The organism is Solwaraspora sp. WMMA2059 (assembly GCF_027497315.1).
Classification (GTDB): domain Bacteria; phylum Actinomycetota; class Actinomycetes; order Mycobacteriales; family Micromonosporaceae; genus Micromonospora_E.
On sequence record NZ_CP114908.1, the window covers coordinates 4,265,769 to 4,288,405 of the forward strand.

Annotated in this window: 22 protein-coding genes; 7 read left to right on the forward strand and 15 right to left on the reverse strand. The window is 71.8% G+C overall.

Going from position 1 to position 22,637, the window contains the following annotated elements:
• Positions 1-939 precede the first annotated feature (939 nt).
• Together O7553_RS19465 and O7553_RS19470 are read right to left on the reverse strand one after the other, a co-directional pair.
• Entirely contained in the window at positions 940-1,716 is a 777-nt protein-coding gene (locus O7553_RS19465; protein WP_281551134.1) for a hypothetical protein, read from the reverse strand.
• A 140-nt stretch (positions 1,717-1,856) separates the two neighbouring features.
• Entirely contained in the window at positions 1,857-2,438 is a 582-nt protein-coding gene (locus tag O7553_RS19470) for an XRE family transcriptional regulator (protein ID WP_281551135.1), read from the reverse strand.
• Between the two features lie 80 nt (positions 2,439-2,518).
• Between O7553_RS19470 and O7553_RS19475 the strand changes: the two genes are divergently transcribed.
• The 3 genes from O7553_RS19475 to O7553_RS19485 all read left to right on the forward strand — a co-directional run bounded on the left by O7553_RS19475 (position 2,519) and on the right by O7553_RS19485 (position 3,898).
• The gene (locus O7553_RS19475) at positions 2,519-3,172 is read left to right on the forward strand and encodes a class I SAM-dependent methyltransferase (protein ID WP_281551136.1); all 654 of its coding nucleotides are present in this window, start codon (positions 2,519-2,521) and stop codon (positions 3,170-3,172) included.
• Positions 3,173-3,328: 156 nt separating this feature from the next.
• A complete protein-coding gene (locus O7553_RS19480) occupies positions 3,329-3,490 on the forward strand; it encodes a hypothetical protein (protein ID WP_281551137.1) in 162 nt (53 codons plus the stop codon).
• 12 nt (positions 3,491-3,502) lie between these two features.
• Complete coding sequence (locus tag O7553_RS19485) at positions 3,503-3,898, forward strand: hypothetical protein (RefSeq protein ID WP_281551138.1); 396 nt, start codon at positions 3,503-3,505, stop codon at positions 3,896-3,898.
• 117 nt (positions 3,899-4,015) lie between these two features.
• Here O7553_RS19485 and O7553_RS19490 read toward each other — a convergent pair whose 3' ends face one another.
• The 4 genes from O7553_RS19490 to O7553_RS19505 form a co-directional block, all read right to left on the reverse strand.
• A complete protein-coding gene (locus O7553_RS19490) occupies positions 4,016-4,141 on the reverse strand; it encodes a hypothetical protein (protein WP_281551139.1) in 126 nt (41 codons plus the stop codon).
• A 241-nt stretch (positions 4,142-4,382) separates the two neighbouring features.
• A complete protein-coding gene (locus O7553_RS19495; protein WP_281551140.1) occupies positions 4,383-5,279 on the reverse strand; it encodes a carbohydrate ABC transporter permease in 897 nt (298 codons plus the stop codon).
• Positions 5,276-6,205 (reverse strand): sugar ABC transporter permease, encoded by a 930-nt coding sequence (locus O7553_RS19500; RefSeq protein ID WP_281551141.1) that lies wholly within the window; start codon positions 6,203-6,205, stop codon positions 5,276-5,278. Before O7553_RS19500 ends, O7553_RS19495 begins: the two co-directional genes overlap by 4 nt.
• A 9-nt stretch (positions 6,206-6,214) precedes the next feature.
• The gene (locus tag O7553_RS19505; RefSeq protein WP_281551142.1) at positions 6,215-7,498 is read right to left on the reverse strand and encodes an extracellular solute-binding protein; all 1,284 of its coding nucleotides are present in this window, start codon (positions 7,496-7,498) and stop codon (positions 6,215-6,217) included.
• A 258-nt stretch (positions 7,499-7,756) separates the two neighbouring features.
• Between O7553_RS19505 and O7553_RS19510 the strand changes: the two genes are divergently transcribed.
• Complete coding sequence (locus O7553_RS19510) at positions 7,757-9,382, forward strand: glycoside hydrolase family 43 protein (RefSeq protein ID WP_281551143.1); 1,626 nt, start codon at positions 7,757-7,759, stop codon at positions 9,380-9,382.
• Between the two features lie 13 nt (positions 9,383-9,395).
• Here O7553_RS19510 and O7553_RS19515 read toward each other — a convergent pair whose 3' ends face one another.
• The 5 genes from O7553_RS19515 to O7553_RS19535 form a co-directional block, all read right to left on the reverse strand.
• Positions 9,396-10,154 (reverse strand): beta-ketoacyl-ACP reductase, encoded by a 759-nt coding sequence (locus O7553_RS19515; protein ID WP_281551144.1) that lies wholly within the window; start codon positions 10,152-10,154, stop codon positions 9,396-9,398.
• A 100-nt stretch (positions 10,155-10,254) separates the two neighbouring features.
• Positions 10,255-11,529, reverse strand: coding sequence for an MFS transporter (locus tag O7553_RS19520; protein WP_281551145.1), 1,275 nt, complete (start codon positions 11,527-11,529; stop codon positions 10,255-10,257).
• A gap of 46 nt (positions 11,530-11,575) precedes the next feature.
• Positions 11,576-11,851: a ubiquitin-like small modifier protein 1 gene (locus O7553_RS19525; RefSeq protein ID WP_281551146.1), complete on the reverse strand. Its 276-nt coding sequence runs from the start codon at positions 11,849-11,851 to the stop codon at positions 11,576-11,578.
• Position 11,852: 1 nt separating this feature from the next.
• Complete coding sequence (locus tag O7553_RS19530) at positions 11,853-12,953, reverse strand: sialidase family protein (RefSeq protein ID WP_281551147.1); 1,101 nt, start codon at positions 12,951-12,953, stop codon at positions 11,853-11,855.
• A 116-nt stretch (positions 12,954-13,069) separates the two neighbouring features.
• On the reverse strand, positions 13,070-13,600 hold the full coding sequence (locus O7553_RS19535; RefSeq protein WP_281551148.1) for a hypothetical protein: 531 nt from the start codon (positions 13,598-13,600) through the stop codon (positions 13,070-13,072).
• A gap of 295 nt (positions 13,601-13,895) precedes the next feature.
• On the opposite strand from O7553_RS19535, the gene metH reads away from it, so the two are divergent.
• Positions 13,896-17,594, forward strand: coding sequence for a methionine synthase (metH, locus tag O7553_RS19540; protein ID WP_281551149.1), 3,699 nt, complete (start codon positions 13,896-13,898; stop codon positions 17,592-17,594).
• 27 nt (positions 17,595-17,621) lie between these two features.
• Here the strand turns inward: metH and O7553_RS19545 are convergent, their stop codons facing one another.
• From O7553_RS19545 to O7553_RS19555, 3 genes are all read right to left on the reverse strand, one after another.
• Entirely contained in the window at positions 17,622-18,512 is an 891-nt protein-coding gene (locus O7553_RS19545) for a hypothetical protein (protein ID WP_281551150.1), read from the reverse strand.
• A complete protein-coding gene (locus tag O7553_RS19550) occupies positions 18,509-19,474 on the reverse strand; it encodes a phosphatase PAP2 family protein (protein WP_281551151.1) in 966 nt (321 codons plus the stop codon). The genes O7553_RS19545 and O7553_RS19550 overlap by 4 nt, the downstream gene beginning before the upstream one ends.
• Before the next feature lie 90 nt (positions 19,475-19,564).
• Positions 19,565-20,191: a hypothetical protein gene (locus tag O7553_RS19555; RefSeq protein WP_281551152.1), complete on the reverse strand. Its 627-nt coding sequence runs from the start codon at positions 20,189-20,191 to the stop codon at positions 19,565-19,567.
• Positions 20,192-20,305: 114 nt separating this feature from the next.
• On the opposite strand from O7553_RS19555, the gene O7553_RS19560 reads away from it, so the two are divergent.
• Both O7553_RS19560 and O7553_RS19565 read left to right on the forward strand, forming a co-directional pair.
• Positions 20,306-21,547 (forward strand): GNAT family N-acetyltransferase, encoded by a 1,242-nt coding sequence (locus O7553_RS19560; protein ID WP_281551153.1) that lies wholly within the window; start codon positions 20,306-20,308, stop codon positions 21,545-21,547.
• Between the two features lie 23 nt (positions 21,548-21,570).
• Positions 21,571-22,038, forward strand: a complete 468-nt coding sequence (locus O7553_RS19565) for a hypothetical protein (RefSeq protein WP_281551154.1) — start codon at positions 21,571-21,573, stop codon at positions 22,036-22,038.
• Between the two features lie 60 nt (positions 22,039-22,098).
• On the opposite strand, the gene O7553_RS19570 is transcribed toward O7553_RS19565, so the two are convergent.
• The gene (locus O7553_RS19570; RefSeq protein WP_281551155.1) at positions 22,099-22,566 is read right to left on the reverse strand and encodes a ribose-5-phosphate isomerase; all 468 of its coding nucleotides are present in this window, start codon (positions 22,564-22,566) and stop codon (positions 22,099-22,101) included.
• Positions 22,567-22,637: the final 71 nt, after the last annotated feature.

A 22,637-nucleotide genomic window follows, 5' to 3' on the forward strand; every position in this document is an offset into this window, starting at 1 on the left:
ACGGGGATTCCCTGGGTCGCCCCAGGGGGTTCCTGCTTCACCGACGACCGCCCCGTCCGAGAGGAGGACTCCCGGTGAGGTCTCACACCGCCTCCACAGGCAGTCACGGAGAGCCCCTCCGCGAGAATGTTCCGGGCCGCGTTCACGTCCCGGTCATGGGCCTGCCCGCACCGGCAGGTCCACGACCGGACCGCCAACGGCAGGTGTTCAGCCAGTACGCCACAGCCCGAGCACAGTCGGGTCGACGGGAACCAGCGGTCCACGACCACCAGATCCCGGCCGTACCAGTCCGCTCTGTACCCCAGCATGCTGCGGAACTGCCGCCAGCCCGCGTCCGAGACGGCGCGGGCCAGACTGTGACTGGCCATCATGTTGCGGACGGCCAGGTCCTCGATCACGATCGTCTGGGTTTCACGAACGAGCCGGGTGGTCAACTTGTGCAGGTGGTCGCGGCGGCGGTCGGCGATCCGGGCATGAACCCGGGCCACCGCCAGCCGGGCCTTGGCCCGGTTCGCCGAGCCTCTGGCCTTGCGTGCGAGGTTCCGCTGGGCCCGGGCCAGCCGCCGCCGGTCACGGCGTTCATGTCTCGGGTTGGGGATCTTCTCCCCGGTGGACAGGGTGAACAGGCTGTCGAGGCCGGCGTCGACCCCCACCACGGCGTGTGATGACTGGCACGGCAAGCAGGCTCTGGTTGCTGCCGGCACCGGCATCATGCTGGTGCCCGCGCTCGCCTGGGGCACGGCCCATCCAGGCCGTCACCGTCATGCTCGCCATGCTCCGCGAGCTGATCGCTGCGGCGCGGTGACGTCACCGCCCAGATCGCCGCCGAGCTGTCGCTCACCCGCATCGCCGAGGCGCTGCGGCTGGCCGAGTCCGGCACCGTCGCCGGCAAGGTCGTCCTGACCCCCTGACCGATTCCGGCGAACGCCTGTACCGCCGCTAGCCGCCGGGCCGAGGCACCCACCAGTCGCCGAGCACAATGTGCAGCACCATGGTCAGCAGACTGATCCCGAGGGCCGCGAGCAACCCGAACGCGAAGCCGAGCAGGCCGGTGTACCGACGCTGGTTGACGCCGACCACACCAGGCAACGCCGCCGCCCTGCCCGACCACGGAAGCTCCAGACCCAGCCACCACAGCAGACCGAGCCCGAACGGGGCCAGGAAGACCAGCCAGAACCAGTACCACCGGGTGCCCAGCGCCGGAGCCGGCCCACCGACCAGCACCACCAGGAAGGTCACCAGCAGCACGAAACCGATCTGGGTACCGACCCGCACGGCGGACTGCACGCCGCCGACCCGCTGTTCCAGGCCGGCGGCGCGCAGGTCCCGGGCCAGGGCGGCCGCGCCCGGTCCTGCGTAGCTGCCGCCGCCGTCGGCAGCAGCAGCGGTCACCGCGCCGAAGGTCGCGGTGTTGGTCCAGCGCACTCGGCCGTCGGCGGTACGCCACCCGAACAGCGGGCCGAGTTGACCCGACGACCGCAGCTCGGCGACGTCGAACCATCCGCGTCGACTCCGGTCCCAACTGTCACCCCACTGGTACGCCACCACCCGACCCGCTGCCACGTCCGCCCTTGCCTGGTCGTAGTCGTGCTGCCGGGGGGCCGTCCACCAGGCGGTCGCCGCCGCGACCAGCCACAGCAGGACGATCACCAGCCGCAGCACCGTCCACCATGCAACGGCAGGTACGACCGCCAGCCCGCGTGAACCGTCACTCATGGACGCATTGTCGCAACACCTGACCAGCCGCGGCCGACCTCGTCAACCACCGCGCGGGCGTACCGTCAGGTTGCCAAGACGGCGGAGACCAGTGCCGCTGCGCTGGGCGGCAACCCGATGCGCCTTCGATGACCCTGATGTCAGTTGGTCGGCACCGGTGACAGGTGGGCGCGTTCGCCCTGGGCGCCGAAGAGGGTGAGTGTCTCCGCCGGTTGGGCGTCGGCACTGCCGATCCAGTGCGGCGTACGGGTGTCGAACTCGGCGGCCTCACCCGGGTCGAGCTGGAACTCCTGGTCGCCGAGGACGAACCGGACCCGCCCGTTGAGCACGTAGAACCATTCGTACCCGTCGTGGGTCTGCTGTTTCATGGTGGGTGACCGGCCGGCCGGCGGGTAGACCACCTTGTATGCCTGGACGCCGCCGGCCCGCCGGGTCAGCGGCACGATGGTCAGCCCGGAGCGTCGGATCGGCCGCAGGTGGATCCGCGGGTCGCCGGTGGGTGGGGCGGCGACCAGGTCGTCGAGCGGTACGCCGTGGGCCCGCGCCAGCGGCAGCAGCTGCTCCAACGTCGGGCGGAGTTTGCCGTTCTCCAAGCGGGACAGCGTGCTCGTGGTCAGACCGGTCTCTTCGGCCAGGCCGGCCAGGGTGACGCCGCGTGCCCGGCGCAGGGCACGCAGCCGAGGGCCGACCCCGGCGAGGACGTCCGCTGCGGTGACGTTCATGGCACCCATGATGCGGATCGGCAACTCTTCTTGCAATTGCCGTGCAGTGGTCCGGATGCTGTCCCCGAAGGAGGCAACCGATGAATGGATGGCAGGGCCCGCAGCTGGGTGCCGATCCCGAGTCGTTCTGGGAGGGGCTGCACCGCAGCCTGACCGCCTCGGACCGACCGACCAACTCACAGCTCGTCGAGACCGCCGGGGCGCTGACGCCGGGCGCCGCCCTGGATCTGGGCTGTGGTGGCGGCGGCGACAGCATCTGGCTGGCCCGACAAGGCTGGCAGGTCACGGCCGTGGACATCTCCGCTACGGCCGTTGCCCGCGTCGTGGCAAAGGCCGACGAGCTCGGCCTCGGCGACCGGGTCACCGGTGAACGGCACGATCTGGCGGACAGCTTCCCGGCCGGGACGTTCGACCTGATCAACGCGCAGTACTTCCACACGCCGTTCGCGCTGGACCGGGGCCGGGTGCTGCGTACCGCCGCGTTGGCCCTGCGGCCCGGCGGCCGGCTGCTGGTCGTCGACCACGGATCCACCGCCCCCTGGTCGTGGAATCAGGACCCGGACGCCCACTTCCCCACCCCGGACGAGGTGGCCACCGGCCTCGATCTCGATCCGCGGCAGTGGCAGGTGCTGCGGGCGGACATGCCGCAGCGGCGGGCCACCGGGCCGGCCGGTCAGACCGCGATGGTCACCGACAACGTGCTGCTCATCCGGCGCGACGGAGAGATCGGCTGATGCCACCCGCACCGCGACCATCAGCAGGGCCACCGGCCGCCGGGGCGCGGCCATGCACGGGATCGATCGGGTTTGCCCGCTGTCGCGTCGGGCTGCTTACCGCCGCGAAACACGCCAGAAGCACGACGTCCCTACGTCCCGTCCATGGATCCGGCGTTGGATAAAGGACTGGACGCACCTCCGCGAGCACAGGCCGGTGAGCACGCCTACACCGAGCTGAAGCGGCGGCTGCTGGTCGGCGACTTCCCGCTCAGGATCCGGCTCGGCGAGGAGCGGCCGGCCACCTTGCTGTCGGTGTCGCGTACCCCGGTTCGTTAGGCCCTGACCCGGTTGCACTCCGAGCGGCTCGTCGAACGCCTGCCGGACGGCGGCTACGTGCCGACGGCGTCCAATCTGGTCGAGGTCCGGCAGTTGTACGAGGTCCGCCGAGCGTTGGAGCTGGCGACGCTGCACCGGCCGGTCGAGACCGGTGAACCACACGATCCGGCCGTCGTCGAGCCCCTGCGTGACGACTGGCTGGTGCTGCGCCGCGACACTCCGGAGCCGGATCCCGGCTTCGTGCTGCCCGACTCCGCTCCGCCGAGCGGATCGACCGGACGACCACGCAGCACCTCGGCATCCTGGAGGCCGTCCTCGGTGGCGACCTCGACACCGCCCACCGGGAATTCACGATGCATCTGGGGGAATCCGTCGCCGTCGTCGAGCAACGGGCCGCGCAGGCCCTGACCCGGATGATGGCCGTCGAGACAAGGCCGCTGCCCTGACCGCCGTGGCGACGCCGGCGGACAGCACCACCGCACTGCTGTCGGGCCGCCCTCGCCGGCCTGCCGAACCCGCCGGCGGTCAGGTTAACCGGCGCAGGATCTCCTTGACCAGCGGGCCGAGCCGGGCGGCGGCCCCGTGGCCCGGATCCCAGGTGCAGGCGACGCCGACGGCGGCCACCCGCCCGGTGTCAAGCACGGCGGTCACCGCCCGGCGCGTCGTCGGCGACGCCGACCCGCAGGCGGGCGCCGCGGCCATCGACCGACGAGCCGTCCACCGGACGGTCACCCCGGCGGCCACGACTGTCACGAGACTGCGACGACTCATGATCACGCAGTCTCACCAACCGCCGGCGGCCGGAACAACCACCCCCGGGCCGGCTTGTCCCGCCGACCGGCCAGCTCGGCGGGACTATCGTCACCGCGCGACGCTCATCCGGGTCGCCCGGTCAGCCCTTGGTGGCACCGGCGGTGAGCCCGCCGATCAGCTGACGTTCGGCGATCGAGTAGAAGGCCAGCGCCGGGACCATCGCCAGCACGACGTACGCCAGCACCTTGGCGCTGTCGTCGGCGTACTGGCCCTGGAACTCCTGCACGCCCACCGGGATGGTCCACCAGTTCGGGTCGTTGAACACCACCAGCGGAAGCATGAAGTTGTTCCAGCTGGCCACGATGGCGAGCACCGACACGGTGGCGATCGCCGGCCGGGCCATCGGCAGCAGGATCCGCCAGAAGAAGCCGAACGGCGTACAGCCGTCGAGGATCGCCGACTCCTCCAGCTCCCCCGGTATGGCCCGGAAGAACGACCGCAGGATGATGATCGTCACCGGCAGGCCGAACGCGGCCTGCGGCAGGATCACCCCGAGCGGGTTGTCCAGCAGACCCATGGTGCGCAGCAGGATGAACAGCGGCAGGATGGCGACCGCGAACGGGAACATCAGCCCGATCGTGAAGAACAGGAACAGCAGTTCCCGCCCCCGGAACGCGTACCGGGCGAAGACGAACGACGCCAGTGCCGCCACCCCGACCACGATCACCGCGGTGGCCAGCGCGATCAGCGTGCTGTTGAACAGCTGCCGCCAGAACGATCCGGAGCCGAGAATCTCGAGGTAGTTCTCCGGTATCCACGGCGACGGCAGACCGAACGGGCTGTTGGACAGCTGGCGGTTGTCCTTGAACCCGCCGAGCAGCGCGAAGGCGATCGGTACCACGATGATCAGCCCGACGATGATCGAGACGGTGTGCAACGACAGGGACCGGGCCGGGCCGGGCAGCCGCGACACCCGGTCGCCACCCCGGTCGGCCCGCTGCGGCCGGGGCCGTGCGGTACGAGTCGGGGCGCTCATCGCTGGTCCCCCATGGTGGTCATCGCTCCTTCGAGGTCGCGGCGCAGGATGAAGCGTTGATACAGCACGGCGAAGGCCAGGCTGATCAGGAACATCGCGATGCTGATCGCGCTGGCGTAACCCACCTCGAAGCGCCGGAACCCGTACTGGAACATGGTCACCGCCATGGTCTCCGACGCGTTCAGCGGACCACCGCCGGTGAGCACCCAGACCAGGTCGAACAGCTGGATGCTGCCGATCACGGCCAGGAACATCGAGATCCGGATAGTCGGGGCCAGCAGCGGCAGCGTGACGTGCCGGAAGATCTGCCAGCCGCCGGCTCCGTCGGTCGCCGCCGCCTCGTGCAGTTCCCGGGGGATGTTCTGTCTGCCGGCGAGCAGCAGGACCATGTGGAAGCCGAAGTACTTCCAGGTCATCACCAGGAACACCGAGTACAGCACGGTCGACGGGTCGGACAGCCAGGTCGAGCTCAGGCTCTCCAGGCCGACCAGGCCCAGCACGTGGTTGGCCAGGCCCCGGTTCGGGCTGAAGACCATGGTGAACAGGACCGCGGTGATGACCTCGGACAGCACGTACGGGGCGAAGAACAGCACCCGGTAGACCGCCCGGCCGCGCAGCTTCTGGTTCAGCAGCAGGGCCAGCCCCAATGCGAGCGGCAGCTGGACGGTGACCGACAGCACCACCAGCAGGGCCCCGCGTCGCAGGTCGCCGATGAAGACCGGGTCGTCGAGCAGCCGGACGAAGTTGTCCAGGCCGATGAAGTCGGTCGGTAGGCCGCCGAACCCGTTCCAGCGGAACAGACTGGTGTACGCCGCGACCAGGATCGGGACGACGACCAGCACGCCGAACAGCACCAGCGCCGGCAGCAGGAACAGGCCGATGGTGATCCGGTCGCTGATCCGGCGACGTCTCAGGTTGCGGTCCATCGTCGCCGGTCAGCGCTGAGCGACGACGGTGACGGCCTCGGCGACCTGCTCCGGGGTCATCTGCCCAGCGATCAGTTCGGCGACCCGGTCGTTGACCTCCTGGCCGACCGCCGGTGCGTACGCCTGGTCCAGGTAGAGCTGGAAGTTGCTGGCGTCGGCCAGGGTCTCGGCGACGGCGGCGAGGTTGGGGTCCTCGATCGCGGCCTCGGCGCCGATGGTGACCGGCAGGAACGCGCCGGTTGCGGCGGCCCGGCGCTGCTTGTCCACCTGGCTGATGAACTCCAGGAACCGGATCGCGTCCGGCGAGGCGTCGCGGCCGATGGCGAACCCGCCGCCGCCGCCGAACGCGTCGGAGGCCGATCCCTGACCGCCGTCGACCACCGGGAACGGGAAGAAGCCGAGGTCGGTGCCGATCCCGCCCTCGACGCCGGACGCCTCCTCCTGGACGGCCGGGGCCCACTGGCCCATCAGCTCCATCGCCGCGTCGCCGTTGCCCATCGCCGCGGCCTGGCCGTCGGGTTCACCGTACGACGCGCCGAGGAAGCCCTCCTGGAATGGTTCGAGGGCGACCAGCTCGGCGAGCCGTTCGCCGGCGCCGATGAACGCCGAGGTGGTGAAGTTGTTGTCCTCGCCGGCCTGGCTCAGCGCCTCGACGCCGCCGATGCGCATCGCGAGGTAGGCCCAGTAGTAGTGGCCGGGCCACTTCTCGCCGCCGGCCAGCGCGATCGGTGTGATCCCGGCTGACCTGAGTCGGCCGACGACCTCGAGGTACTCGGCCCAGGTCTGCGGCGGTGCGGTGATGCCGGCGTCGGCGAACAGCGCCTTGTTGTACCAGAAGCCGACCATACCGATGTCGAACGGGACGCCGTAAAGTCGTCCGTCGATCTCGTACGGCAACGTCGAGGCCGGCTGCAGGATGTCCCGCCAGGGGGCGACCGCGTCGGTGATGTCCTGGCACAGCCCGGCCTCGACCTGCTGCCGGAGAACGCCACCGCCCCAGGTGTGGTAGATGTCCGGCGGGTCGCCGGCCTGGGTGACCGTTGTCAGCCTGGCCTTGAACGCCTCGTTCTCCAGCGGGGTGATGGTGATGCCGACGCCTTCGTTCTGCGCTTGGAACTCCTCGGCGAACGCCGCCCAGACAGGCAGCATCGGGTCGGTGTTCTGGATGTGCCACCACTCGATGCCCGCACTGTCGCTTCCGGAGTCGCCGCACGCGCCGAGCGCGACCGCGCCGGCTCCGAGGCCGGCAAGGCTCAGCAGCGTACGGCGGGAGAAGTGGATCGGTGTCGCCATGTGCCGTCCCCTCAGGTAAGCGGCGAGCGTGGTCCCACCCACCGCTGAATGCCGAGCAATCGACCGGTGTCACCGAAAATTTCACCTGCGGAACGCCATGAATTGGTGACGTTGCGCACGCTACGACGGCGTTGCCGCTCGGTCAAGACCCGGTTTCCACACAACGACCGTCGTCAACGGGCCGCAGAAGCCTCCTCGAGTGGCATACTTTCCGGAAAACTGCCGAAGATCTCGCCAGCCGAGCCCGGAGGACCACCGATGCCGACCGACACGACCGACGTGGCCACCTCGGCCCGGGTCATCACCAACCCCGTGCTGCGCGGGTTCTACCCCGACCCGTCGGTGCTGCGCGTCGGCGACGACTACTACCTGGCCACGTCGACCTTCGAGTGGTACCCGGGCGTGACCCTGCACCACTCACGCGACCTGGTGCACTGGCGCCCGCTCGACGGGATACTCACCGAACGACGACTGCTGGACCTGACCGGTGCCGGGGACTCGTGCGGGGTGTGGGCACCCGATCTGACGTACGCCCACGGCTTGTTCCACCTGGTCTACAGCGACGTCGCCAGCTTCGCCAGCGGCTACTGGGATCCGCAGAACTACCTCATCACCGCCCCGTCGATCGACGGACCGTGGTCCGACCCGGTGCCGCTGCACGCCCACGGCTTCGACGCGTCGCTGTTCCACGACGACGACGGCAGCACCTGGCTGCTGGCGATGACGGCCGACTGGCGGCCGGGCCACGACCGGTTCGGTGGCATCGAGATCCAGCGCTACGACCGCGACGCCCGGCGCCTGGTCGGCGACCCGGTCACCATTTTCACCGGCACGCCGACCGGGCTCACCGAAGGACCGCACATCTACCGGCACGACGGGTGGTACTACCTGGTCACCGCCGAGGGCGGCACCAGCTGGGAGCACCAGGTGACCGTCGCCCGGTCCCGCGCCCTGCTCGGGCCGTACGAGGCCGACCCGGCCGGGCCGATGCTCACCTCCGCCGGCCGCCCCGAACTGACCCTGCAGAAGGCCGGGCACGGCAGCCTGGTGCGGACCCAGCGCGGCGAGTGGTACCTCGCCCACCTGGTCGGTCGCCCCTACACCCCGCTGGGGCGGTGCGTCCTCGGCCGGGAAACCGCGATCCAGCGGGTCGACTGGTCCGCCGACGGCTGGCCGCGGGTCGCCGGTCAGGTCCCGGCCGAACAGGTGCCCGCCCCCGACCTGCCGGCGCACCCCTGGCCCGCCGAGCCGTCCACCGACCACTTCGACGCCGCGACCCTCGGCCCGCGCTGGTCGACCCTGCGCCGACCGGCCGGGCCGGACTGGACCGACCTGACCAGCCGCCCGTCACACCTGCGGATCGTCGGCGGCCAGTCCCCGGTCGGACGGCAACGCCCCAGCCTGGTCGCCCGCCGGGTGACCGCACCGAACTGCGTCTTCGAGACGCTCGTCGAGTTCCGCGCGGCCACCCCCCGCCAGCTTGCCGGGGTGACCGGCTACTACAACACCGAGAACTGGCACTACGCCTATCTGACCCGCACCGACGACGGTCGCCAGGAGCTGCAGCTGCTCAGCTGCGACAGCGGCCGCCGACAGTCCCACCCGCAGGCCAGCGTCGACGTCACCGACGTCGCACGGCTCGGGCTGCAGGTGGTGTTCGACGGCCCGGTGCTGAGGTTCGGCTACCACCGGGGCGACCACTGGCGCGAGCTGCCGGTCGAGCTGGACGCCACCATCCTGTCCGACGAGTACGCCGCCCGGATGACCGACGGCGAGCCGGAGGCCTGGGGCTTCACCGGCGCGTTCGTCGGGCTCTGGGTGCAGGACATCGGCAACGACGGCGGGTACGCCGACTTCGACCACGCCACCTACCGGGAGCTGTGAGCGACGGGCCGGGTTACCGGGCACCACCGTTGACGTACAGCGTCTGCCCGCTGACGTAGGACGCGTCCTCGCTGGCCAGGAAGGCGATCACCGAGGCGATCTCAGCCGGCTGGCCGACCCGGCGCAGCGGCGTCTGCTCCGCGACCTGCCGGCGGTGCTCGTCCGGGTCGACCCCGATCCGGGCGGCCACCGCCGCGGTCATCGACGTCGCCACATAGCCGGGTGCGACCGCGTTCACGTTGATGCCGTACGGCCCCAGCTCGATCGCCAGGGTGGCGGTGAGCCCCTGCACGCCGGCTTTGGCTGCGGCGTAGTTGACCTGGCCACGGTTGCCCAGCGCCGACCGGCTGCTCAGGTTGACGATCCTGCCGTAGCGGGCCGGCACCATGTGCCGCTGCGCCGCCCGGCAGCAGTGGAACATGCTGGACAGGTTGGTGCGCAGCACCGCGTCCCAGTCGTCGGCCGGCATTCGGAACAGCAGGTTGTCCCGGGTGATCCCGGCGTTGTTGACCAGGATGTCGAGCCGCCCGTGCGCGGCGACCGTCTGGTCGACCATCGCGTCGACGGCGACCGGGTCGGTCACGTCACAGCCGACCGCGACCGCGCTGCCGCCGGCCGCGACGATCTCGTCGACCACCGGACCGGCCCGCTCGGCGGTCAGGTCGACCACCGCCACCGTGGCGCCCTCGGCGGCCAACCGCCGGGCGGTGGCTGCCCCGATACCCTGCGCGGCTCCGGTGACCAGGGCGACCCGGTCGGCGAATCTGTCCATCGAAGCGGCTCCTTCGGCGCTGGGGTGAACCGGCGGGGGTGTTCGCCGGTGCGGACCCTCGGGTCGGCGCAGACCATTGTGCCCGGTGCCGGACGGTCGTTCACGGAGTGGGATCGCGGGCGTCGTAGTGGGCGAACGTCGGCTGGTGGCGGGCCAGCGCCGCCAGCACCACCAGGCAGGCCAGGCCACCGGCGACCGCCGCGACCGCCTCACCGGTCAGCTGCGCGGTGACGCCGAGCACCAACTGGCCCAGCTGCGGGCCACCGGCGACCACCACGATGAACACCCCCTGCAGCCGACCGCGCAGCGCGTCCGGCGTCGCCGCCTGCAGGATCGTCATCCGGAACACCGAGCTGACCGCGTCTGCCGCGCCGGCCAGCAGCAGCACCGCCACCGCCGCCCACAGCAGCGGATGCGCACCACCGCCCGGTGCCGGCCCCGGCGCCGCCACGACGATCAGCCCGAACACGGTGATCGCCACCGCCCAGCCGGCCACCGACACCAGCACCGCCAGGCCCTGCCGGCGCACCGCACCCAGCGGCCCGGAGAGCAGGCTCGCCGCCAGGGTGCCGCCGGCGATGCCGGCAGTGAGCAGCCCCACCGTGGTGGCCCCGCCGCCGAGCGCGGTCGCGCCGATCGCCGGGAACAGCACCCGGGGCATGGCCAGCACCATCGCCGCCAGGTCGACCAGGAACGTCATCCGCACGTTCGGCCGGGTGCCGAGGAACCGCAGGCCTTCCCAGACCGAGGCGAGCCCGGCCCGGCGGACCTCGCCTTCCGGTGGGATCGACGGCAACGCCACCAGGGTGGCCAGGGCCACCGCCACCAACGCCACCTCGATCAGGTAGGTCCCGGGGTAGCCCCACCAGCCGACCAGCACCCCGGCCAGCAACGACCCGGCCGTGTAGGCCACACCCATGGACAGGTTGGACAGGGCGTTCGCCGCCGGCAGCAGGCCGATCGGCAGCAGCCTCGGCACGATCGCGGTACGGGCCGGATTGTTGATCGCGAACAGCCCGTTCTGCGCCGCGACCAGGCCGTACAGCAGCCCGACGCTGCCGACGTCGAACAGCGCCTGCCCGGTGAAACCCATCCCGACCAGCAACAGGCCGGTGGAGGTGGCAACCACCACCCGCCGCCGGTCGTACGCGTCGACCAACGCACCGCCGTACAGGCCCAGCGCCACCAGCGGCACCAGCGCGAAGAACCCGACCAGGCCGACGTTGAATGTGGAACCGGTGAGGTCGTAGACCTGCAGACCAACCGCCACCGTGGTCAGGCTGGTGCCGATGCCGGACAGCGAGGCGCCGAGCCACATCCGGCGGTACGGCGCGCTGGCCCGCAACGGGCCGAGGTCGATCAGGAGACTGGGCACCAGTGGATCATGCCTCGCGCCGCCGCCCGCAATGACGTGTGCCGAGTCACCCGCCAGCGACCGACGGGACCACCTGCACCTGGGCACCGGCCGGGACCGGGGTGTCCAGACCGCCGCTGTGCCGGTGGTCGGCACCGTCGACGTAGACGTTCACGTACCGCCGGATCTGGCCCTGCTCGTCGCGGATCCGGCGGGCGAGTCGCGGCCAGCGGCGGGTCACCTCGTCGAGGACCGCCCGCAGCGTGCCGTCGGCGTCGACGGTGAGCCGGGCCTGCCCACCGCTGTCCGCCCGCAGCGCGCCCGGCACCAGCAGCGTCACCACCTCACACCACCGCGGCCCGGACACAGAGCACGTCCGGCAGGCCGGTGGCGACCGGTTGCCAGGAATCGCCCTCGTCACGGCTGGCGAACACGTCCCCGCTGCGGGTGCCGAAGTAGACCCCGGCGGTCGACGCGTCGTCGGTGGTCAGCGCGTCACGCAGCACCGCCGGATAGTACGGGTGCTGCGGCAGCCCGGCGGTCAGCGGCTGCCAGGTGGCACCGGCGTCGGCGGACCGGAACACCCGGCACCGGTCGTCGACCGGGAACCGCCGCGAGTCGGCGACCAGCGGGAACGTGTAGATCACCCCGGACCGGTGCGGGTGGGTGGCGATCGGGAAGCCGAAGTCGCTGGGCAGGCCGTCGGCGATCGACGACCAGGTGGCGCCGGCGTCGTCGGAGCGGTAGACGCCGTGGTGGTTCTGCGCGTACAGCCGGTCCGGGTCGACGGCGTCCCGGGCCACCTTGTGCACACACTGGCCGAACTCGGGCCACTCGTCGGGCAGGAAGTACGCGCGGATGCCGGTGTTGCCGGGTGCCCAGCTCGCCCCGGCGTCGGCGGACCGGTAGACGCCGCCGGTGGACATGGCGACCAGCAGCGCGGCCGGGTCGCGCGGGTCGGGCAGGACGGTGTGGATCGCCTGGCCGCCGAAGCCGGCCTCCCACTGCGGCCGGTGCGGGTGCTCCCACAACGGCCGGACCAGCTCGAAGCTGGCCCCGCCGTCGGTCGACCGGAACAACGCCGAGGGTTGGCTGCCGGCGTACACCACGTCGGGCTCGGCGGCCGACGCCGGCGTGAGCTGCCAGACCCGCTCCAGGGCGGCCCCGGTGTCGCCCGGGAAGGCGACCGGCGGCTGCTCCGGCTCGGACCAGGTGCGCCCGAGGTCGTCGCTGGTCGCGACGCTTGGCCCGTAGTGCGAACTGGCCACCGAGGCGAGCAGCCGGGGCACCGCCCGGCGTTTGTCGATCGCCACCGCGTACACCGCGGTCATCGCAAAGTGCGGGCCGCTGACCTGCCAGCCGCGCCGGTCGTCGGTGCTGGTCGCGAGGAACAGACCTTTCTCCGTGCCGATCGCGAGCAGCGCCCCGGCATTCGGTGTCCCCATCGATTCCCCTCCTGGTCACCTCTGGTCACCGGCCGGCGACGTCGCCGGCCCGAACCGGAGTATGCCGAGACGGACCGACAGTTCAGGTCAGGTCAGCGGGGGTGGCGAGCTGGGCGTCAGTCGGGATCGGCCGTGCGGGCGAAGCCGTACCGCTCGGCGTGGTCGGGGTCGGCCGGGTCGATCTGGCGCAGCCCTTCGTCGGCCAACCGCTTGTTGATCTCGTCAAGGTGGTCGCGGACCAGCCGGGCCTCGTCGTCGGTGGTCTTGCCGCGGTGCGGTTTGCCGGCGTGCTCCAGGGTCGCGTAGTCAACCCGCTCGGCGGCCTTGCGGCTGGCCTTGGCCGGTTTGACCCGCTCGGCGGTACGCAGCAGCTGGGCCATCGGCACGTCGGTGGCGAGCGAGTCGAACTCGCTGGCGGTCAGTACCACCCGACGCGGCTCGCCGTCGCCCTGTCCGTCGTGGATCTCCACGACGGCGACGTCGAGCGCCGCGTCGTCGATGCTCTCCACCTCGTCCGGCCGGGCCTCCAGCCGCACCGGACCGGCGACCAGGTCGGGGTGTTCGAGGACGACGATCCGCACCAGCTCGTCCGCCGAGTCCAGCACGGCACCACTGAAATCGGAGACGTACACCGTCTTCCTGCCCATGTCGAAACATCTCCCGTCGGTCCGGATCGCTGCCGGCGTCCGCTGGCGGCGGAGCCGGTCACCGAAGCTACCCGACAGGTGTGCGAAGACCGCAACAGCCGGGTCACTGGTGTGTCCGACCGGGCCGGCTAGAATCAGCCGGGTGCCCGGACCGGGCCACGGGTAGGATCACCACGAGGTCGAGAGGCGCTGCGACGGGCCGCGAGAAGCCCGCCACGCTCGGCCACGATCACGGCCCCTGATCGGGCGTGATCACCAGACAAGGGCGCCTCCGAGCTACCAGCGGAGGTGTCAGATGAGTCATGTGTCACGTGCCGGCGACAGCGAGCGGGCGCTGCGGGAGCTGCTGAGTCAGCGGATCGCGGTGCTCGACGGCGCCTGGGGCACCATGCTGCAGGGCGCCGGTCTCACCCCGGCCGACTATCGCGGCGACCGGTTCGTCGACCACCCCCGGGACGTCACCGGCGACCCGGACCTGCTCAACCTGACCCGCCCGGACGTCATCCTCGACGTACATCGGCAGTATCTCGCCGCTGGCGCGGACATCACCACCACCAACACGTTCACCGCGACCAGCATCGCCCAGGCCGACTACGGGCTGGAGGCGTACGTGCCGGAAATGAACCTGCGCGGCGCGCAGCTGGCCCGGCAGGCGGCCGACGAGTTCGGCGGCCGGTTCGTGGCCGGCTCGGTCGGCCCGCTCAACGTCACGCTGTCGCTGTCGCCCCGGGTGGAGGATCCGGCCTACCGCGCGGTCACCTTCGACCGGGTCAAGGCGACGTACGCCGAACAGCTGACGGCGCTCGCCGAGGGCGGCGTCGACCTGCTGCTCATCGAGACGATCTTCGACACGTTGAACGCGAAGGCGGCAATCGCGGCGGCCCGCGAAGTCGTGCCGCAGCTGCCGCTGTGGATCTCGGTGACCATCGTCGACCTGTCCGGACGAACCCTGTCCGGGCAGACCGTCGAGGCGTTCTGGCGCTCCGTCGAGCACGCCCGGCCGCTGGTCGTCGGAGTGAACTGCTCGCTCGGCGCGACCGAGATGCGCCCGCACGTGGCCGAGTTGGCCCGCATCTCGGACAGCTATGTCGCCTCCCACCCGAACGCCGGCCTGCCGAACGCGTTCGGCGGCTACGACCAGACCCCCGACGAGACGGGCGCGCTGGTCGGCGAGTTTGTCGACAGTGCGATGGTCAACCTGGTCGGCGGGTGCTGCGGCACCACACCGGCGCATATCACCCGGATCGCCGAGGCGGTCGCCGGGAAGGCACCGCGGCAGCTGCCGCAGCCGGTGCGGACCAGCCGGTTCAGCGGCCTGGAGCCGTTCGAGATCGGCCCGGACACCGGGTTCGTGATGATCGGTGAGCGGACCAACGTGACCGGTTCGGCGAAGTTCCGGCGGCTGATCGAGGCAGGCGACTTCCAGGCCGCCGTCGACGTGGCGCTGGACCAGGTCCGAGGCGGGGCGAACCTGCTCGACGTCAACATGGACGCCGACCTGCTCGACAGCGAGCAGGCGATGGTGACCTTCCTCAACCTGATCGCCACCGAGCCCGAGGTGGCCCGGATTCCGATCATGATCGACAGCTCGCGGTGGAGCGTGCTGGAGGCCGGCCTCAAGTGCGTACAGGGCAAGGCCGTGGTCAACTCGATCAGCCTCAAGGAGGGCGAGGAGGTCTTCCTCGACCAGGCCCGCAAGATCCGGGCGTACGGGGCCGGCGTGGTGGTGATGGCCTTCGACGAGCAGGGCCAGGCCGACACCACCGAACGCAAGGTCGACATCTGCGCCCGCGCGTACGACCTGCTCACCGGGAAGGCCGGCTTCGACCCGACCGACATCATCTTCGACCCGAACGTGCTGGCCGTCGCCACCGGCATCAGCGAACACAACGGGTACGCCAAGGCGTTCATCGACGCGCTGCCGCTGATCAAGCAGCGCTGCCCGGGTGCCCGCACCAGCGGTGGCATCTCCAACCTGTCGTTCTCGTTCCGCGGCAACGACGTGGTCCGCGAGGCGATGCACTCGGCGTTCCTACTGCACGCCGTACGGGCCGGGCTGGACATGGGCATCGTCAACGCCGGGCAGCTCGCCGTCTACCAGGACATCCCGGCCGACCTGCTGGAGCTGGTCGAGGACGTACTGTTCGACCGCCGTCCGGACGCCACCGACCGGCTGGTGACGTTCGCCGGCACCGTCTCCGGCTCCGGCACGAAGCGCGCCGTCGACCTGTCCTGGCGGGACGCCCCGGTCGCCGACCGGCTGTCGCACGCGCTGGTGCACGGCATCGTCGATTTCATCGAGGCCGACACCGAGGAGGCCCGCCAACTGGCGGCCCGGCCGCTCGAGGTGATCGAGGGGCCGTTGATGGACGGCATGAAGGTCGTCGGTGACCTGTTCGGATCGGGCAAGATGTTCCTGCCTCAGGTGGTCAAGAGCGCCCGGGTGATGAAACGGTCGGTGGCCTACCTGGAGCCGTTCCTGGAGGCGGAGAAGGAACAGGCCCGGCAGGACGCCGCGAACGCACCGGACGGGCAGCAGGAGGCCGCGGCGACCGCCGGCGAGGGCGGGCCGGGCACCGTGGTGCTGGCCACGGTCAAAGGCGACGTGCACGACATCGGCAAGAACATCGTCGGGGTGGTGCTGGGCTGCAACAACTACCGGGTGATCGACCTCGGAGTGATGGTGCCGGCCGCGAAGATCCTGGACACCGCGGTCGCCGAGAACGCCGACGCGGTCGGGCTGTCCGGCCTGATCACCCCGTCGCTGGACGAGATGGTCACGGTCGCCGGGGAGATGCAGCGGCGCGGGCTGAAACTGCCGCTGCTGATCGGCGGGGCCACCACCTCCCGGCAGCACACCGCAGTACGGATCGCACCGGCGTACGACGGCAGCACCGTGCACGTGCTCGACGCGTCCCGGGTGGTCGGGGTGGTCTCCGACCTGCTCAGCGCCGACCGGGTGGAGCGGTTCGACAGCGACAACCGGGCCGAGCAGGACCGGCTGCGCGAGCAGCACACCAACCGGCGGCAGCCGCTGCTCACCCTGGCCCAGGCCCGGGCCAACGCGGAGCCGGTGTCCTTCGACGATCTGCCGGTGCCGGCGTTCACCGGCGTACGGTACGTCGAGCCCCGCCTCGACGAGCTGCGGCCGATGATCGACTGGCAGTTCCTCTTCCTCGCCTGGGAGCTCAAGGGCAAGTACCCGGCGATCCTGGACCAGCCGGTCGCCCGCGAACTGTTCGACGACGCCAACACGATGCTCGACCAGATCATCGCCGACGGTTCGCTGCGGGCCCACGGCGTGTACGGCTTCTGGCCGGCCCATTCCGAGGGCGACGACCTGGTTGTCGCCGCCGGACAGGCCGACCCGCCGGGCGGCGGCACCGACAACGACCGGCCGGTACGGATCCCGATGCTGCGCCAGCAGACCACCAAACCCGCCGGGCGGCCGAACCGCTGCCTCGCCGACTACGTGGCACCGGCCGGGGACCATCTCGGTGGCTTCGCGGTGGCCGTGCACGGCGCGGAGGAGCTGGCCGCCGGATACGAGGCTGCCCAGGACGACTATCGGGCGATCATGGTGAAGGCGCTGGCGGACCGGCTGGCCGAGGCGTTCGCCGAACACCTGCATCTGCGGGCCCGACGGGACTGGTACGAACCGGACGCCGACCCGGATGTGGCCGACCTGCACGCCGAGCGGTTCCGCGGCATCCGGCCGGCGCTGGGCTACCCGGCCAGCCCGGACCACAGCGAAAAGTGGCAGCTGTTCGACCTGCTGGGCGCCGGGCGGGCCGGGATCGAGCTGACCGAGTCCGGGGCGATGACCCCGGCGGCCAGCGTCAGCGGCCTGCTCTTCGCCCACCCGGCGTCGCGGTACTTCACCGTCGGACGGATCGGCCGGGACCAGGCCGAGGACTACGCGGCCCGGCGTGGGATGCCGCTCGCCGAGGTGGAGCGCTGGCTGCGCCCCAACCTCGGCTACGAGACCGACTGAAACCGCGCCGCGCGGGCTGGGGAGGAATCAGCCCGCGGCGGTGAGGTCCGAACAGTCGGTCTCGTCCGGCAGCAGCGGGCGCAGGGTCACCGTCCACCGCTTACCCGCCGACGTCCACGGGGTGGCGGTGGTCGCGTCCGCCGCTGCGGACCGCAGCTCTTCCAGCGCCTCCCCGGTGACCGTCACGCAGCCGAGGTCGAGCGTCTCGGACAGCGATTCGCCGGGCAGTTCCGGGCCGGGCCAGGCCACCTCGGGCTGGCTGGCGTCGACCGGCTCGTCGACCGCCACCCACGGCTCGGCGACCGCGGCGATCGCGTGCGCGACGTACGGCTCGGAGTCCTCCGGTGCCGCGCCGACACCGCCGGACAGCTCGGTGAGCGAGTCGGCGAAGTCCCGCAGCTTGTCCCGGGCGGCGACCTGCTCGTCGGTCAGCCCGGCGTCGCCGGAGGTGTCGTCGGACAACGCGTACACCTCGAGTTGTTCGACGCCGTCCTCGGTCAGCACGGTGAACCGGGTCGATGTCGCGTCGGCCACCGGCGGCCGGCCCAGGTCCTGCTCGGTGCCGACCCCGGCGGCCAGCGCCTGCTTGACCAGCTCGTCGACCTGCTCCGCGCTGATCGTCTGGACCTGCAGGTTCGGCATGGCCGGACCGGGGTAGACCAGGATGGTGGGGCCCTGGGTGATCACTCGGCCGTCGGCGTACACACTGACTACCGGCAGCCGGGTCAGCAACGCCGCCGGCATGGTGAAACCGCCGGTGTGGTCCACCCGTAGGACCAGCGTGTCGGCCGGCAACGACGACCCGCCGGCAGTGCCGTCGGTGGACGAGTCGGTGCCCGGGTTCTGTCCGCACGCGGCGGTGAGCAGCAACAGGGAGGCAGCGGTGGCCGCCGCCCGTACGCCTCGAAGAATCGTCATGTCTGCTGAGACGTCGCTCGATCCCGATCGGTTCCACCCCAACCGGTTTTGTTCCCACCCGCCGGATCCGGGCCGGCGGACGCCGGGGCCGGGGCCGGTACGGCGTAGCCGGCCGTCCCCAGCATCAGGGCCATGGTGACCGCTGCCGTTCCGGCGATCCCCGCCGCGCTGCCCGCGTACGCCACGAACAGCCGCCGACGGCTCAGCGCCTCCAGCGGCAGCCCGGCCACCTGGTCGGTCACCGCCATCGCGGCCCCGGCCGCCGCCAGCAGTCCGACCCCGGCGAGCAGCAGCAGCGCCAGCGACATCGGGTGGTGTTCGCTCGGGCGCAGCCCGTCGTCCGGCGACCGGGCCAGCGTGAGCGCGAGCATCCCGGCCGCCGCCCACCCCCCGACGACCAGCAGCGCCGCCACCGCGTCGCTGGGCCGGTGCCAGCCGGCGGACAGGGTGGCGACCCCGGCGGCCGCCGCGTAGCCGGCACCGGCGAGGGCGCCGATGCCGCGCAGTGCCGCCGGCAGCACCAGGACCAGCGCCACCGCGACCGAGGCGGCAACCGTGGTGTGCCCGCTGGGCAGGCTGTTGGCCGAGTTCGCGTCGACCGGGTCGACCCCGAACGACGGCCGGGCGACGGCGTACTTCACCCACTGGGTGGTCAGGTTGGAGCCGGCGATCACCCCGGTGGCGACCACCGCCAGCAGGACCCGGCCCCGGATCAGCGCGATGAACCCGATCACTCCGGTGGCCAGGGCGAGCGAGGCCACCGAGACCACACCGAGCACCGTGCTCGCCGGCCCGTACGCCTCGTCCTGGCCGATCGAGTTGCCGGTCAGCGCGATGGTGTCCAGCCACTGGCCGCGCCAGGTCCGCACGAAGACCCACCAGACCACGCCGAAGGCCGCAGTCTGGCCGGCGGCCAGCAGAAGGCACCAGACGCCCAGGAGAACCGCGCCGCGACTGCGCATGCCGTCACGGTAGCCGCCCGGCCCGGCTCCCGCGCTCGGTCAGAACGTCCCGCGCCCGGTCACAACGTAGGAATCCAGGATCTCAGGACGTCAGAACCAGCCAGCGAACCAGTTCCAGACGCTGACCACCCATTCGGTCTGCCGCAGATAGGCGAACCCGACGGCGATCAGGTACGCCCCGGTCACCATGTGCGAGGCACGGGCACCGTGCCGGACCCGACCCAGCTGGCGTTCCAGCACCACCCGGCCGATCACCCGGCACAGCGCGAACAGACCCGCCCCGACCAGCATCGTCAGCACGAAGGTCAGCACCGGGCTGGTCAGGTTCCCCCGGGCGGAGATGGCCCAGACCCCCCAACAGACGAAGGCGAACAGGCCACCCAGCACGCTCCACTCGCCACCGCGACGCAGCTGGGCGAGCTGCTGACTCAGCGGTGGCCGGGGCGGCCGGATCCGGCCGTCCGACCAGCCCGGCCCGACCTCCGACGGCCAGCCCGTGCCGGTCGGCTCGTGCGGCGCGGTGAACTCGGCGGTCGGCGGCGGCCCGCCCCGGCCGACCTGCGCCACCCCGCGCCGGAAAAGGCCGGCGACACCCGGTGCCGTCGGCTGGTCCGCGTCGGGTGCCGTCGGCTGGTCCGCGCCCGCTGCACCGGCAGCCGTACGCTGCGGCGGCACCTCCACGGTCCGCTCGGCCCAGGGTGTATGCCGATCTGCCATGTTTCCTCCCCACGGGTGCGGGCGGACCCCCGTACCATCTAGACGCGCACATCCGAGAGTAGCGAGCCGGCAAATGGGTCGCCGACCCCGCCACCGATCGGCTAGACAGAGCAGATGGATGCACCGCTTCCGATCCGGGCCGGCGTGCCGCAGGATTTCAACCCCGTGATGGAGCTGCTGCTGGCGGCCTTCCACCAGAACCCGGACCCGGAGCTGCACGACGTCGAGCAGGGCGTCTTTGAGCCGGACCGGTCACTGGTGGTCACCGACGGTGACCGGGTGGTCGGGCACGCCGGGGCGTACACCAGGGATCTGACCGTGCCCGGCGCGGTGCTGGCCGCCGCCCACGTCACCATGGTCGCGGTCGCCCCGACCCACCGGCGGCGTGGGCTGCTGACCCGGCTGATGCACCGCCAGCTGCGCGAACTACGCGACGGCGGTGAACCGGTCGCGGTGCTGTGGGCCAGCGAGGGCCGCATCTACCCACGGTACGGCTACGGAATGGCCGCGCAGCGGCTGGAACTGGATGTCGACCTGCGGGAGACCCGGGTGCTCGATCCGGCTGACCCGTCCGCTGGCCCTGGCGTCGGGTCGCTGCGCGTCGGCGACCCTGGGCAGCTACGGCCCGACCTGGCAGCGGTGTACGAGCGGCTGCGTCCCGGCCGTCCCGGCTGGTCCGGCCGGGACGGCCGGTGGTGGCGGTACGTGCTGGCCGACAGCCCGGCCCGCCAGTCCGGGCAGACCGCGCTGCGGGTCGTGCTGCACGACGGTCCGACCGGCCCGGACGGCTACGCCCTGTGGCGTACGGTGAGCGACTGGGACGCCCATGGGCCGAAGGGCCGGGTACGGGTGATCGAGGCGGTGGCCGGCAGCGTCGACGGATACCGGGCCCTGTGGCGGTTCCTCACCGGCATCGACCTCAGCCGGGCGCTCTCCTTCCGGTTCGCGGCGCTGGACGAGCCGCTGTTCCAGCTGGTCGACGAGCCCCGGCAACTCGGTGCCGCGCTCGCCGACAGCCTCTGGGTGCGGCTGGTCGACGTCGCGGCGGCGCTGTCCGCCCGCCGGTACGCCACCGGGGTCGACGTGGTCGTCGACGTCACCGATCCGCTGCTGCCGGAGAACTCCGGCCGCTGGCGGCTGACCGGCGACCGGGAACAGGCCCGCTGCGTACCCACCGACGAGCCGGCGGACCTCGCCTGCGGGGTGGCCGACCTGGCGGCGGTGTACCTGGGCGGACCGTCGCTGCGGTCGCTGGCCGACGCCGGTCGGGTACGCGAGCTGCGCCACGGTGCGGTGGCCGAGGCCAACACCGCGTTCGGCTGGGACCGTGCCCCCGCCGGCATCGAGATCTTCTGAGCCGGTCGCGGTACGGTCGGCGGATGGCGGACTTCGAACGGCGCAGGCGACGGCACCGGCACGGCGCCCCCACGGAACGTCCCGACAGCGGACCAGCCAACGCCAGCACCGCCGAGGTACACGACCCGGAGCAGGACGGTACGCCGGAGCCGGACGGCAGGCCCGTACCGGGGCCGCGCCCGCAGTCACCGGGGCCACGTACTCCGGAGCCGTCGCAGCGCGTCCCGGAGCCACCGCCGACGCACCGTCAACGCCGGCAGACGTCGGGCCGTTCAGCCGGTGGCGGGTCCGGCGGCGACGACCGGGACGCCGACCGTGGCCTGCGTGGACTGGTCGGTTCCGGCACCTCACAGGTCAGCATCTCGGCGGCGCTGCGGGCGCGGGACGCGTCCCGCCCCAGCGAGGACGACCTCACCAGGGCCGACGAGACGCTGACCATCGTCCGCCGGCACTGGGTGCCCCGGGAGGAACTGCCCCGCCGGGAGCGGTGAACCGGCCGGTCCCGACGTGACCCACCGGGCACCGAGAGGTGCCGCTGCGGACCAACGGGGTCAGGGCAGCGTTGGCAGCTTGCGGTCGATCTCGTACGCGCCGACCTGGGCGATGCGGCGGGCGTGCCGGTCGTTGCCGGAGAACCCGGTGGCCAGGAACGCCTCCACCAGCGTGGTCGCCTCGTCGAGGGTGTGCTGGCGGGCGCCGATCGCGACGACGTTGGCGTCGTTGTGGGTGCGGGCCAGCTGCGCGGTCTCCAGGTTCCAGGCCAGCGCAGCCCGCACCCCGGGAACCTTGTTGGCGGCGATCTGCTCGCCGTTGCCGGAGCCGCCGATCACCACCCCGAGGCTGCCCGGGTCGGCGACCACCCGGGTTCCCGCGTGCAGGCAGAACGCCGGGTAGTCGTCGTCCGGGTCGAACTCGTGCGGCCCGACGTCGGTCACCTCGTACCCCTGCTTGGCGAGGTGGTTGACCAGATGCACCTTGAGCTCGTAGCCGGCGTGGTCGGCTGCCAGGTAGACGCGCATACCGGCAGTCTCTCAGCGCCGGTCGGTCGGCCGCACAGCCGGGTCAGCCGATCTCACCGGCCGGATCTGCC

Excerpts from the sequence above, each read along its gene's own strand:
- O7553_RS19465 (WP_281551134.1), bottom strand. The coding sequence starts at position 1,716 with ATGAGTGACGGTTCACGCGGGCTGGCGGTCGTACCTGCCGTTGCATGG.
- O7553_RS19470 (WP_281551135.1), bottom strand. The coding sequence starts at position 2,438 with ATGAACGTCACCGCAGCGGACGTCCTCGCCGGGGTCGGCCCTCGGCTG.
- O7553_RS19475 (WP_281551136.1), top strand. The coding sequence starts at position 2,519 with ATGAATGGATGGCAGGGCCCGCAGCTGGGTGCCGATCCCGAGTCGTTC.
- O7553_RS19495 (WP_281551140.1), bottom strand. The coding sequence starts at position 5,279 with ATGAGCGCCCCGACTCGTACCGCACGGCCCCGGCCGCAGCGGGCCGAC.
- O7553_RS19500 (WP_281551141.1), bottom strand. The coding sequence starts at position 6,205 with ATGGACCGCAACCTGAGACGTCGCCGGATCAGCGACCGGATCACCATC.
- O7553_RS19505 (WP_281551142.1), bottom strand. The coding sequence starts at position 7,498 with ATGGCGACACCGATCCACTTCTCCCGCCGTACGCTGCTGAGCCTTGCC.
- O7553_RS19510 (WP_281551143.1), top strand. The coding sequence starts at position 7,757 with ATGCCGACCGACACGACCGACGTGGCCACCTCGGCCCGGGTCATCACC.
- O7553_RS19515 (WP_281551144.1), bottom strand. The coding sequence starts at position 10,154 with ATGGACAGATTCGCCGACCGGGTCGCCCTGGTCACCGGAGCCGCGCAG.
- O7553_RS19530 (WP_281551147.1), bottom strand. The coding sequence starts at position 12,953 with ATGGGGACACCGAATGCCGGGGCGCTGCTCGCGATCGGCACGGAGAAA.
- O7553_RS19535 (WP_281551148.1), bottom strand. The coding sequence starts at position 13,600 with ATGGGCAGGAAGACGGTGTACGTCTCCGATTTCAGTGGTGCCGTGCTG.
- metH (WP_281551149.1), top strand. The coding sequence starts at position 13,896 with ATGAGTCATGTGTCACGTGCCGGCGACAGCGAGCGGGCGCTGCGGGAG.
- O7553_RS19545 (WP_281551150.1), bottom strand. The coding sequence starts at position 18,512 with ATGACGATTCTTCGAGGCGTACGGGCGGCGGCCACCGCTGCCTCCCTG.
- O7553_RS19550 (WP_281551151.1), bottom strand. The coding sequence starts at position 19,474 with ATGCGCAGTCGCGGCGCGGTTCTCCTGGGCGTCTGGTGCCTTCTGCTG.
- O7553_RS19555 (WP_281551152.1), bottom strand. The coding sequence starts at position 20,191 with ATGGCAGATCGGCATACACCCTGGGCCGAGCGGACCGTGGAGGTGCCG.
- O7553_RS19560 (WP_281551153.1), top strand. The coding sequence starts at position 20,306 with ATGGATGCACCGCTTCCGATCCGGGCCGGCGTGCCGCAGGATTTCAAC.
- O7553_RS19565 (WP_281551154.1), top strand. The coding sequence starts at position 21,571 with ATGGCGGACTTCGAACGGCGCAGGCGACGGCACCGGCACGGCGCCCCC.
- O7553_RS19570 (WP_281551155.1), bottom strand. The coding sequence starts at position 22,566 with ATGCGCGTCTACCTGGCAGCCGACCACGCCGGCTACGAGCTCAAGGTG.